We start from the raw sequence: 12,593 nt of genomic DNA on the forward strand, positions 1-12,593 counted from the left end.
CATTTAGCCCTCCGGTATGACCGTCATCATTCCCATTCCAAAGGCTTTTTCACGTCCAATTCCATGGGTTAATGCGTTCCTAAAAACGTCCGCATCCGTTACTTGGAGGAGGCCCTCAAACGTTACCTGACTCAGCTTAACTTGCCGGCCACTTTTGTTTTTATTTCGATGTAGGATCTGATACTGGCGGTCAACAATGTCAAACGCCAACGGACTAAAAATACCGTCATCCGTATCAACGGCTGGATTAGTAACTATCGCAAACCCATTTTTATCCGCCTTTTTCATCAGCCACCCCCGTTGCTGTTCAACCGTCACATGGGGGAAAATTTGGTGCTTCGTTTCCCCCGCCTTCGTCACGGCATAAGTGGGGTTGGCAACCAACCGAAACTGGAACACTTGCCCCGTTTGAATACGATCTAAAAATTGATCATACGATTTCACCATAGCGGTCCCAGCGACCCCATAATGTTCTAGTCTTTCCTTATCCGGCTGGTTTTCGCTTAAAACGAGCAGGTATTTCTTACCACCCAGTTGATCAATTCGCCAAAGATGGCGGGTTCGCTGGTTAGCCGCAATTTCATCAGGAAAACTTTGTTCAACCCAGTTGTGATAAGCACCAAGGTGGGTTAAATCCTTAATCTTGGCGCGATTATTAGTATCAACTTCAACTCTTGATAAATACATCGTCATACCTCCCTTAAAGTGCGTCCATAGCATCGTGCTGAGTTGATTGTTTTGGGGTATAACTGGGATTTTCGACCTTAATCCGTTCGCTGGCTACGGAACGGAACCCATACTGTCGGTCACGTTGATCAAAGGACTTCACTTGATCCTTAACTAACCGAGTCACATTAATGGGATGGTCGTCATCAAATAAATTAGCATCAGCAACTAAGCCAACGGAAACTTGATTTTCATCCCGATGTTTTTTCTGATACCACTCTGAAGCGGCCCACTCGTTGTTTTCTAATACCTCTAATGGATTGCCATCTACTACCCTAATTTCAAGCGGACCGGCTGGAGCGTTCGAACGCCGTCCCAAAAACAACGGAAAGTACGGATGTTTTAGGGCATCAGCAATTTCGTTAATTAGTGGTTCATTTTCACTCCCAATGGCCACCAAAAAGACGGCATCCTGAATGTAGTCCCGGTAGGTCACTTTTCGTTTATCTTTAGCCCACTCCACCGTTTGGTAATCTTGTAAAACCGTTCCCGGTTGATCTAACCGGACGGCAAAGGCTAAGTTATTGAGGTCCAGAATTCGGGCATCTTCTCGGGCATAGCCAAGGGCAGCAGCAATCATGCCAATAATGGCACTCTTTGAGGGGTAACGACTCGTTGTTCGGCGGTCAAAATTAGCTTCATTTCCGTAAGATTGAAGCGGTGCCGTTAATCTAATCGTTAGTGTTTTCATCCTGCACCGCCTTTGTTAATGCGTCACTAACCTGGTTCAGTAAGTCAGTGAAACTCGTGGCTTGTTCTCCTAACTTTTGGTCATCCAAATCCTCGTCATTTGCACTCAAGACGATATTAAATACGGGAGCTTCAACAAATTTCTCTGCGGCTTCATATCCCTTATTAAGTCGCTTAATGGATGTGCTCGTGTAACCTTCACCAGCTTTAACCGGATTTTCAAACGCCGATGCCAGGTTAACGGGGGTGTCTTGCCGGATAGTAACCATCACGTAATTGGGGAGGGTCTTATTGGCAAACGTATTTTGTTTCCCCGTTGGCATCGTCAGGATAAATTCCTTAATAAAGGCCACAGCACCCTTAATTGCATCTTGGTCGCCTAGGTTATGAATTAATTCATTCACGTTTAGATTTGCATAACGGTACAGTGTAGCCGAATTAAATTCGATCGTGCCAATCATAGACGAACCCGTTTGATCATCTGGTTGTTCGTCATCAACCGCCGTATAGTAATCAAATTCTGGCACAATTTCATGGGTTGAAATGGCATGAGCCACTTGGGCAGAACCTTCAACGTTTAATTCTGGACTATCCGCCACCATTCGTCCAAATAGTGCTAGATCAAGGGAATGATCTGCGTTAAAAGCTTTCTTAAGTTCTTTACTATCTAGTTCTTCGTTGTCTAGGACATACTGAGCAATCTTTTCAATTTGACCGGGACTCACAAAAAGTAACGCCTTTGTATTATTGTCTTTATCTAGCCCGATTTTAACCGTCTTAAACACCTCAACAGCTTTTTCTGTTGCGGCTTCCTCATCCAGTGACGAGTCTAAATCTCTTAATTTTTGACTTAGCAGTTGGACAGCATCTGTGGTCCGCGAACCATTTTTAATTCCATCATTTTCAAATCCCTTGCGGACCGCGCGCTTCCAACTTTGCGAGGAAACCCGTGATCGGGTCACTCCTCCATAAACGGCGGTCTTGGGTGCCCCGGTGTCATCTCGGTTGATATTTGATGATGGAACGGTTTGGATCACATTGAGGTCGATGTATAAGTTTTGTTTAGTCATTAGTCTGGCTTCCTTTCAATTTGTCACTGTTAAATTGCCGAAAATATTGTTGGCCCCACCGAATCCGAACCCGATTGGCCGCCTCATAACCAAATTGGAAATTGTAAAGGTCACTTGCGAGTTGGGCATAGTCAATGGGAGACTTTAAGTTAGAGGCTTTCACCATTGAAACAAGATGGGACATTTCATTAATCACTCGATCAGCGTTAGTAGATTCTAAGAGGATTCGAACCCGGCGATTAAGTCGTTTGCGATCCTTTTCCTTTGCTCGCATGAGTGCCAACGTGTGAAATAACGTTTCTCCTGGTGCCTCTTCACCTTTTGGCGCCCAAGACGTTGCATAAGTTAAGTGATCATAGTTTCCCTGTTGTGAAACAGCATAGAATCGCAACGCCGCATAAATTGCTGTTTCTGCGTAAGTTGGTTCACCCGTGGTACTTAACATTTCTGGGGTTAAATGGTTGAACATGATTGGCCACACTTTTTGAGCCTGGGGACTCGCAAATGAAGCCGCATTCCGAATGCTAGCTAATACCGCTGCGTTAGGTTTCCCGTTCCCGTAAAGTTCCCGGATTATCGTAGCGGTGATTGTTCTGATGTCTAAACTGTTAACCGTCATCTTAATTCGTTCCTTTCTGGCCTAAATTCAAATGATTCTTGACGTAATAGGCGAGTCGGTTTCGCAAAGTGAAAACATTAATCAACTGTTCTGTTCCGCCGCGATTCTCTGTAATAACGCCACTAATATCCCGTGGAGAGCTGACTTTCATCACCTTATCTGCAGCCGCAAGTACAATTTGCTGAAGCTGAATTTTCCATTCATTGACCTTATCATCACGATCATCGTCATTTGATAGTCCAGCCAACCACGCGGTAAAGGGCTCGTTCAGTTGGTCGTACAGTTGTGCCACCCTTTTGCTAGTTTCACCGTCTTGTTTACGATTTCGGACCGCAGCAATGCCATCAATGAACTGTTTGTAATCACTACCCACCATTTGGGTTAACTTAATGGTCTCTTCAATTCTAGTCGGCCAATGATTAGCATTATTTTCATCAAATAAAACATCCGCCTTAATCTGCATGTCATCGTAGACTTCCGCTGCTGGTAACCGTGAGGACGCATTGTCATCATGAATCATCGTAGCTGAGGCTAGCGTAATGTTCATTTGTTCTGGAAGGGCGTGTTCAGTCCGCTTGAGATACCTTAACCAGGTTACAATTCCTGCTTCGCGCTTGTCATCCTCATCCGAACTAGTTCGGACGTAGTTGCCAAAATCGCGCCACATTGCGCGATCAAGGGAGCTTAACCACCGGGTTGCTGGTCGGAAACGATCCGTCTTCTTATCGAATCGCCACGTTGTCATGGGCTCTAAGAAAACGTCATCGGCGGCAAAAATAGGCAGGGCTGCACTAAACACAATGGGTTGGTCGTGACTATCCCACTCAACGTGTAATAATCTTGCCCACGTCGTATACAGTTCGGCTAAGTTATCCGGCACTAACTGGTCCTTTCGTTCGTTAATATAAGTCATATCATTCTTAAATTCCCACACGGGTTTTTGATTCTGATAGATCTGTTCATTATTAGGTACGGGGTCTACTAAAACCAGGTTGAGCATCAAAGTTTCAAACAGGTTGCGCCCCTTTGCGTAGACCGAGTTTAAACTGTATAGCCACCCCAAGGGATCAGTAAATTTACTATCTGCCTCAATCTTAGTTTTATCGGTCACCCCCGCAAAATCTTGATACGTTAGAATCCACCGCGCTAATTCATCTAGCGTCAGTTTATTCTTGGCCTCGCCCACCTTGGGTGAAAAAAGGGAGACCGAGTTCCCGCTTTCTGAAATTCGCCGGTTAATTTGTTTAATTCCGACGGCTCCCTTAGGCTTATCCACCGAAATCTGTTTATTATCAGGCACAAAAAAATTATAGTCAGTCTGATTAACCTGGTAAAACGGATGAATTCCCAGTAAATCAAACCGATCCTGATAGTGTTCTAAGTATTGGACAATAATGTTAGAAAACTGACCAGCTTGATAAAGCTGCTTCCAGGTTTCCATTAGGCTATCTCGTCCCTCACCCTGATAGTCGTATTCATCCACCTCTTCAGCCAATTGCATGGTTGCGGGATCCAGTTCTAACCAGTCATAAGCCTCGTCATTAGCATCAAACCGCGAATAAACGGTTGTCAAAATGGCCAGCAAGAGCCGCAGCACCGCTAAATCTTGGGCGTGCATGTCTCCAGCTAACTGACGGTAACTTTGGGCGTTTTGAAACAGATCAATTAATGACACCGTTTTTTCCTGGTTAGTCGCTGACTCAATGACCTTAATCCATGGTTCCGTCGTTAAGTTAAACGTTGATTCAATCACGTTCATCCTCCTTTACATAACTTAAACCTAAATGTAATGAATAATGAAGCTGCCACTTTCCGAGCGTGGCTTCATTATTCTCGTCTAACGTCAAGGCAAGCGCCCCCTTTAGCCATACGCTATCTTGCCAGTCAGGGTAATTAGAATAGGTGGATTTTTCTAACTCTTTAATCGTCCGATCAATCGCCCCATCAAAATTTGGTGTCACAGCTGAAGGAATGCGAATTGTCTGCTGTGCAATGACTTTAGGCGACACAGTGCTTAATTCTCGCCCGTCCACTAAATAATCTTTTCCATCAATTTGCTGCGTTAAAACTACTTCGATGGTTTCTTTAATGTCACGAACAGCCGCAGCGGCACGTGAGTCACTGTTACTAACATCACTATGATTGCGACTCAACCAACCATGAATGGACCTATCACCAGTCAATAGTGGGGGGCCAATTTGAAATCCCTTTGCTTTTTGTTCCTCTTTCTTCTGATCCCGCTGAAATGTAGCCCAGCATTGGTCAATCCCATCAATCTCATCGTTGGTTTTTGGATCATATACCGCTTGAACTAGCGGCGAAATATCATCCGGCAACTTAATCTGATCCGGTAGGAAGTGATCCGTCTTCATTAATAAATAATCACCATAAACCGCTGTGCTACCCTCGTCATAACCCTCTTCATTGATCCCCAAAACAAATAGTTGGGGGTCTTGAAGGCCGCTTGGTCGGACAATATCATGCCGGTGTAGCCGACCAATCCGCTGCAGAATTAAATCCATGGGGGCAATATCTGTATACATCACATCGAAATCAACGTCTAATGACTGTTCCAAAACTTGGGTTCCAATGACGATCATCTTAGTTGGTCGATCAGCATGTTTCCCAATTTTGGCCATTAACTCGCTTTCCCGGCGCGCCCGATCTGGTGCTAAAAAGGCCGAATGGAGCACCATTAATTCAACATCATCCGGGACTAATTTGGCTAGTTTCTGCGCCCGTTTGACCGTGTTAACAATAAGTCCGGCAACGCCCCCATTTTTGATTTGATGTAGGACGTGTTGGATTAATTCGGAATCATCTAAGGTGAGTCGACTAACCTGAACTTCGGTAGTTGATTGATCCCCTAAGCCATCAAAATCAGAAACCTGCGTCAGCGTTAAACCATCCAACAAACTCAACAGCGGGTAAGCCTGGGTCGTTTCCCAACCATCAGGAGCAATTAACCGTTTGCGACTCTTAGTGTATTTGCCCGCTTGGTAGGCCATCAACAGCCGCTTCCGCTTTTCTGCTGGCAAAGTGGCGGATAACACGACTACTGGCACGTGGTAAGCCCCCAACCAATTTAAAACTTTATATAAATATTTATTCATATAGGCATCATATCCATGGGCTTCATCAATAATGACGACCTTGCCACTAAAACCTAAGTGGCGAAGAAAAAGATGCTTTTGTTTTAATCCCATCAGTAAGAGATGATCAATTGTGCCCACCGTAAACTTCGTTAAGATCGATTTTTTCCCGGAGAACCAACTATTAACGGTTACCGCATCGGGCGCCACGTCGGGATCACCAATGTTGCCTGCCTGGGGGAGCTCCTGATACGTCTTATTGAACTGCGCCTTACCGTGCATCAGATTTATGGAATAGCTAGCCTCGTTATCACCCGCCGTTTTTTCCAACCAGGTCTCCGCCCGATCAAACATGGCGTTAGTCGTTGCTTGGGTTGGGAGGCCAATAAAGACACCGTCGCGGCCCGTTGCATAAGCCATCTGTTCCGCTGCCAGTAACGCAATCTCAGTTTTACCAATTCCCATTGGAGCTTCAATAATGGCCATTCCTGGATCAATCGCCTGCCCGATCGTTTCAGACATTTTAGCTTGCACGGGACGAGCCTTAAATCCCCACCGTTCTTGGTAAGGATCCGTTTGTTCATCAACCTTAGCGGGAGCCCATTCATCATCAAGTGTCCAGGTTTGAATGGCATTTTGAAACCGACCCTGTCGATCAATATCCGCAACCGTTTGATCTAAACGAATTAACGGAAATAAGGGTTTAGCCGGATCATCATTAAAATACTCACTAGATGCCAACCAGTCGGCCATTATTAATAACCCTTCTAATAGCACGGCTTGAGGCTGTAAAATTGATGGCACTTCTTCAACACTTTGATAGCCAGAAGATTGGAGTGCTTCATCAAATAATTCCCGCTGGACAGCCCTCCAAATTTCTTGGGTTTCAGAATCACTATTTTCACTCTGATAATAGTTTTTGGTATGTATCTCTAGATCCGTTTGAACCCCGTCGTCATTTTCCGGTTTGCCATGATGACCACCTATGATAGCGCATACAGTTTCTGGGACCTTAAAATTTCCGAGTAAAGCTTCACCTGCTTTAGCGTGGGGTGATTCATTACTGGATGATAAATTAAGGCAATCCAAATCCTGGAATCCATTTCGAACCAAAGTTTCCATTAAGTCATGGTCTAATGATAGGTCGCCGTTGTAAGACGTCTTCACCTGAAACGCCGGCGTAGCCTTTCCTAAATCATGACTAAACCCCACAAACTTAACGAGTCGGTGGGCATCTTCATCCGATAAATCTCCAGCAATTGCTTGACGTTGCCCATCGCTTAACCAATGGTCATACAAATGATTAATAACAGCCTGGGCATCCCTTAAATGAGTCACTAATGGTAACCATAACTGGTCACCGTCTTCGGAGCGTTTCTTTGCCCATAGGGCGTTCACTTCGTCTGTAACCAACCATTACCACCCCTTCTTAACCTTTTATTTATTACACTCGTTACAAACTTACCATAATACGTACCGTGATTCATCCATAATTTGTAAAAATGGTCTTGTTATTATTAACTTTTCAAAACTTCCCCCATGTATATGGGGAATATCATATCAGATTAAGTGTTAATTAGGATCAACCCCATAAATTTGGGGAATAAAGAACTCTTTGTAAATCTAGGCCAGGAGCATCCCCATATACATGGGGAGTACTGCTGGTTCATGACGTCCCGGGCATAGCCGGAAGGATCATCCCCATATACATGGGGAGTACGAAAAATCGGCCTTGTTTGAAATAGCGAATAAAGGATCATCCCCATATACATGGGGAGTACTAGCGTTGTTGATCGCCTTGCTCGTGTACTGCTGGGATCATCCCCATATACATGGGGAGTACGCAAACGTTAGTGTATGTGCACTATTCGAACCAGGATCATCCCCATATACATGGGGAGTACCACAAAGTCAACTGGCTATTGCAAGATATAATGCAGGATCATCCCCATATACATGGGGAGTACTGCCTCAACATTAGTATGTAAAGCTTCATGATAGGATCATCCCCATATACATGGGGAGTACTTTTATTTCCATATCCAGCGGTAGTCCTCTTTGGGATCATCCCCATATACATGGGGAGTACCATGTTGTCCAACAGTGCATGATAAACTTTTTGGGATCATCCCCATATACATGGGGAGTACTACATGAAACTGCTTAGCGCAATCGATAATTCCGGGATCATCCCCATATACATGGGGAGTACCCTTGAGCAATTCAAGAGCGGTGGTAATGCTGGGGATCATCCCCATATACATGGGGAGTACACTAAAAAAATCCCGTCACTAAGCTCTTTTGAAAATACCAATGGTCAGTTTTACATGAGTTTGGTTTCTAATAACTTATCAAACTGCCCAACTTTTTCATTGATCACATTATATCCTTAAATACTTTAGCACACTATATTTTTATAAACTATCACTCCACAATATTAGTGATCATTTTTCATATCATTTAGTTTCTTTCTTAATGCGGGATCATGGGCATAAATATATAGTCCATGTACACCACGTTTCATCAAAACATTAATGGAGTTTAAAATAATTCTTTCTTTTTCCAAATCAATATCATTAGCTAAATCTTGCCGACCCTTAAAGGCCTCACTATCCTGATACGCCTGCAGCTCCAATTCAATTTGATTGGTTGCTGGATTGAATTTTACTGATGGCCCTAAAATGACCCCAACGTAGTTTAGGTCAAAACCCTGAATGGTATAAATGGAACCCACTTCGTTAATTGTTTCTGGTCGTTCAGCCCACGTTTCTTTTGAGTTCGTCGTATTCCAAACATGTTTAAAACTTCCCTCCTGAATATAATGAGGGGATGAATCCACGGTACTATAGGCGTAGTCAAACGTAGCAACTATCCGAGACAATTGACTCTCCTGATCCCGTTTTCGAATTAATTGATCCATCTCTTCTGCATGCTCAAATACCCTAAAATCAAACTTAGCATCCTTGGGAATGGCATCAACCTGCCGCCTTTTTGTAAAATCATCAATCCATTGCAAGGTGGCTTTACCACCTTGAATACGAAACTGATCTTCCAACTCAAATTTAGTTGATGGATGATTTAGTAATAATTGATTTAACATCCCTTGATCCCAGTGACTTTTTAGCTTCAGTACTTGGTTAGGATCAAATACAGCAATTACAATTTTCCCAAGCTTCATCAGGTCCTCTAACTGATTTGTCCCCCGGTAATTGTTGTATGGATCGGACTTTGATAATAAAAGATGTGCCTCATCTACTAAAATAATATCAGCTTGTTGTTCTTCCTTTGTCATCTTATTAATGAAAGGGGTAGGTTTATTAAAGTCCCCCACTTTTAACGTTGGTAACTTTTTCGCCAATGTGCGGTAAGTTTTCAACATCTCCGGATGATTAACCAGTAGGTAGTTATGCGTCCCCTGCAAGGGATCGGATTCCACATCCCGAGCCTTACTGCGGGCAATCGTTTGAATAGTATTAAAAATCGAACTAAGGACAACGCTTTTGCCTGTCCCTGCATCTCCTTCAATAAGGAAAAGTGACGATTCCTTATTGGAGATATTGGCTCGACAAAATTCTAGCACTTGCTCCTTTAACTGACTTTGACTCTTACTCAGTGATTTAAACGGTGAAACCTTATAAATATCATTGTTCTCAATCTGTTCCAAAGATTGGTTGGCTAAACCCCGATCAATTAATTCTTGCCACAGTGTCTGAAAAACTTCTTGGTCGTAATATTGTTTATCATAGTAATCATTAGTGGTGTTCATCATCGTTTGTGACTTGTTCAAAATTTTATTAAACCGATTATCACCGATAAAGTTATTAATCAGATTAGTTTCAATGTTATATGTCGCAGACTGATTAAATTTTTCCTGCCCAATAACGGTTATTTTAGTCATATTTCGGCCAACGTCTTCACTTTTTAAGTGTTCCTTTGTCCGTCGTTCAATTGAAATGGTTTCACCAATATAGGCCGAATCACGTCCATTATGAATGATGTAGTCTACAGGCCAATCAGTTAAAATCGCCTCTGCCCGATCATCTGATACACAATGTAAATTCACCATTCCTTCTAGTGAATAATCGACTTCTTCTATGTAAATTCCAACATTACTCATTATTATCCAACTTCCACGTTCGACCTTGGTTAATGGTCATTTTTTTCCCGGCAAGTTCTAGGGGCGTAACGTGCAGCTTCTCACACATATAAGCCAAATAAATAAACACATCCGCCAGTTCCATTTCTAAATCATTGGTTTCCCGATTAGTTAACGGCTGTTTTTCATCCTTCCACTGGAAAACTTCTGACACTTCACTAGCTTCAAGATTTAATGACAACGCTAAGTCCTTGAGATTATGGTACTGATCCCAATTACGTTGATAAGTAAAGTCCATAATCATCTGTTCAAAGTTTTGATAGTCCATTATTTCACCTCAATATTGTTTAGGATAATTATACCAAAGTGCTATTTCGGCAAAAAAAGGCATAAAAGCATCAATATCCTGCTTTTATGCCTAAAATAATTACCCCCATATATATATGGGGAATAAGCTGAGTGATAAATACAACAAAAAAGCACTCTTTGGATCACCCCTTATGTATCAAGGGAATATGTTTCTTACATCTATCTTTTCTATACTAACACAAATGTAAAAAACAGATTTACAAGAAAGTATCGAGTGTTTTTATAACATCTCGTAATTTATACGCTATAACATCTTAATTAATTTTAAAAATCAATTATAAATTAACCTTATAACATATAATTTAAGCAATAATCGTTCCATTAACTTTTTCGTTCTTTATTTTTTCTTATTTAACATATACCAAACATGCCTTAGACGAATTAGTGACCAAGTTAACGCGGCTAGAGATTGTATAGTCATTGTGATCCACAAAATAACTCTATTGAGTAAGAACAAATCAAAAATAATTATTGATACAGTCCCAATAATATAGTTTTCCAAATGTAATAAGCCCCTCGTCTAAAATTTTTAGCCCCTGCAAAATAGTCACAAAAAACACAGTAAACTACTGAAGAGTAAGTTACTAACATACATAAAAAAATAAAACACTCTTATTCATAAAAAAATTATCGTTGAATCTAGTTTATCACAAACATAGTTATGTATCCCTATTTATTTTAATTAAAAGTGGAAAATGATCTGAATTATTTTATCATTTATAAGAATCACCAATTTTTAAGGTTTATTGCTTTGCGAGATTATTGGGCATATAACAATAATCAATATGATAAAAGTGATCAATACCCTATCTTTTCATAACTCCCAAAAATTTCACGTCATCAGCACTAAAGGAAATAAAATATTGCAAATAATAATTTTTTCAAAAACATGATTCTTTCTACATAATGCTAATAATCCATTTTTACTTCCCAAGATACTTCATTAAACGGAACTACGCCCGTACGAAGCAAAAGTATTTTTATTTAAATAGGTCAGAACTAGGTTGTTTCACATGAAACAATTGTTAAAAAATAACCTTCAAAAACGCGGTATACTCAAAATTTGTGTGAATTTTGAGTATACCGCGTTTAAGTTGACGCTAATTATATTTTCTAACTACCGGCCTAACTTCCACTTACCAAGCAACAATTCCTAGTGTCCCGGTAAATATCCCTTCACCTTGCGGATCATTTCGGCGACGGATGTCGTTTCTGACGCCACTCACTGAAGCCCAACGGCGGTCAATCCCGCGTTAGCTAAATGAGCCACGTAGAAGTTGTTTGCCATTAAAATCCGATAGTGGTCCCGTTTATTCGCCAAGTGGGCAAAGTATTGTTGCAGGAAAACGGTCGACTTTTCGGGTTGCTGCCGATGTTCTAATTGCCGAATGAGGCGGCTAAAACCGTAGTCAAAGTACTGGGCAATCACGTCAACCTTCGAACTAAAGTGCCGGTAAAAATAGTTCCGCGAAATACCGCTACGGGCCGTCAACTCTGAAACGGTCACCTCAGCAATCGTTTCCGTTCGCAAGAGTTCAATTAACGTTTGGTATCATTTTTCTAACTTTGGCTGAGGACTAGCGTCAAACATGGTACAAATTACCCCAATGTGTTTCAGTATACTGGGGTCAACTGGATTGACCCCATGTATCCCATGGTCCAAAGCATCTTCCACACCCACTACCAGGTTGGCACCGACCAAGCCAACTTTATTCAATTAGGTTTAATTAGCCTAGTTGGCCTTCTCATCCTTTTGCTAATCGTCAAAATTAAATTTCGTATTAGTATTGGCCAACCGGACCAAAACCGTTAATCAATTTAATCGGGTAATGCTAGCGCCCTAAGTTCTTCGCTCCCCTGTTGTGCTACACTAGATAAATGTTTAATTAACCACTAGATCAACCCAAAACACCATAAGCTGATCTGAAAAC

At 41.9% G+C, this 12,593-nt stretch carries 10 protein-coding genes and 1 CRISPR repeat array; of the genes, 1 reads left to right on the forward strand and 9 read right to left on the reverse strand.

Annotated features, from left to right (window positions below; genetic code table 11):
* Window positions 1–3 precede the first annotated feature (3 nt).
* The 9 genes from cas6e to DCM90_RS06070 form a co-directional block, all read right to left on the reverse strand.
* Window positions 4–687 (reverse strand): type I-E CRISPR-associated protein Cas6/Cse3/CasE, encoded by a 684-nt coding sequence (cas6e, locus tag DCM90_RS06030; protein ID WP_109250429.1) that lies wholly within the window; start codon window positions 685–687, stop codon window positions 4–6.
* Window positions 688–700: 13 nt separating this feature from the next.
* Entirely contained in the window at window positions 701–1,417 is a 717-nt protein-coding gene (gene cas5e, locus DCM90_RS06035) for a type I-E CRISPR-associated protein Cas5/CasD (RefSeq protein ID WP_109250430.1), read from the reverse strand.
* Window positions 1,398–2,486 carry a type I-E CRISPR-associated protein Cas7/Cse4/CasC gene (cas7e, locus tag DCM90_RS06040; RefSeq protein ID WP_109250431.1) on the reverse strand — a complete coding sequence of 363 codons (1,089 nt, stop codon included), beginning with the start codon at window positions 2,484–2,486 and terminating at the stop codon, window positions 1,398–1,400. The genes cas5e and cas7e overlap by 20 nt, the downstream gene beginning before the upstream one ends.
* Complete coding sequence (gene casB, locus DCM90_RS06045) at window positions 2,479–3,105, reverse strand: type I-E CRISPR-associated protein Cse2/CasB (RefSeq protein WP_109250432.1); 627 nt, start codon at window positions 3,103–3,105, stop codon at window positions 2,479–2,481. Before casB ends, cas7e begins: the two co-directional genes overlap by 8 nt.
* Before the next feature lies 1 nt (window position 3,106).
* A complete protein-coding gene (locus DCM90_RS06050; RefSeq protein ID WP_109250553.1) occupies window positions 3,107–4,858 on the reverse strand; it encodes a type I-E CRISPR-associated protein Cse1/CasA in 1,752 nt (583 codons plus the stop codon).
* Window positions 4,851–7,610, reverse strand: a complete 2,760-nt coding sequence (gene cas3, locus DCM90_RS06055; protein ID WP_109250433.1) for a CRISPR-associated helicase Cas3' — start codon at window positions 7,608–7,610, stop codon at window positions 4,851–4,853. Before cas3 ends, DCM90_RS06050 begins: the two co-directional genes overlap by 8 nt.
* A gap of 218 nt (window positions 7,611–7,828) precedes the next feature.
* Window positions 7,829–8,470: a CRISPR direct-repeat array (repeat unit 28 nt; unit sequence GGATCATCCCCATATACATGGGGAGTAC).
* A 164-nt stretch (window positions 8,471–8,634) separates the two neighbouring features.
* The gene (locus DCM90_RS06060; RefSeq protein ID WP_109250434.1) at window positions 8,635–10,314 is read right to left on the reverse strand and encodes a DUF2075 domain-containing protein; all 1,680 of its coding nucleotides are present in this window, start codon (window positions 10,312–10,314) and stop codon (window positions 8,635–8,637) included.
* Window positions 10,307–10,621: a nucleotide pyrophosphohydrolase gene (locus tag DCM90_RS06065; protein ID WP_109250435.1), complete on the reverse strand. Its 315-nt coding sequence runs from the start codon at window positions 10,619–10,621 to the stop codon at window positions 10,307–10,309. Before DCM90_RS06065 ends, DCM90_RS06060 begins: the two co-directional genes overlap by 8 nt.
* Before the next feature lie 1,263 nt (window positions 10,622–11,884).
* On the reverse strand, window positions 11,885–12,193 hold the full coding sequence (locus DCM90_RS06070; protein WP_165815229.1) for a TetR/AcrR family transcriptional regulator: 309 nt from the start codon (window positions 12,191–12,193) through the stop codon (window positions 11,885–11,887).
* Between the two features lie 78 nt (window positions 12,194–12,271).
* Between DCM90_RS06070 and DCM90_RS10000 the strand changes: the two genes are divergently transcribed.
* Window positions 12,272–12,475, forward strand: a complete 204-nt coding sequence (locus DCM90_RS10000; protein WP_165815230.1) for a hypothetical protein — start codon at window positions 12,272–12,274, stop codon at window positions 12,473–12,475.
* Window positions 12,476–12,593: the final 118 nt, after the last annotated feature.

The organism is Levilactobacillus bambusae, assembly GCF_003124125.1.
GTDB lineage: Bacteria > Bacillota > Bacilli > Lactobacillales > Lactobacillaceae > Levilactobacillus > Levilactobacillus bambusae.

What these genes read in the sequence shown, in the direction of transcription:
- cas6e (WP_109250429.1), bottom strand. Translation starts at nt 687, where the DNA reads ATGTATTTATCAAGAGTTGAAGTTGATACTAATAATCGCGCCAAGATT.
- cas5e (WP_109250430.1), bottom strand. Translation starts at nt 1,417, where the DNA reads ATGAAAACACTAACGATTAGATTAACGGCACCGCTTCAATCTTACGGA.
- cas7e (WP_109250431.1), bottom strand. Translation starts at nt 2,486, where the DNA reads ATGACTAAACAAAACTTATACATCGACCTCAATGTGATCCAAACCGTT.
- casB (WP_109250432.1), bottom strand. Translation starts at nt 3,105, where the DNA reads ATGACGGTTAACAGTTTAGACATCAGAACAATCACCGCTACGATAATC.
- DCM90_RS06060 (WP_109250434.1), bottom strand. Translation starts at nt 10,314, where the DNA reads ATGAGTAATGTTGGAATTTACATAGAAGAAGTCGATTATTCACTAGAA.
- DCM90_RS06065 (WP_109250435.1), bottom strand. Translation starts at nt 10,621, where the DNA reads ATGGACTATCAAAACTTTGAACAGATGATTATGGACTTTACTTATCAA.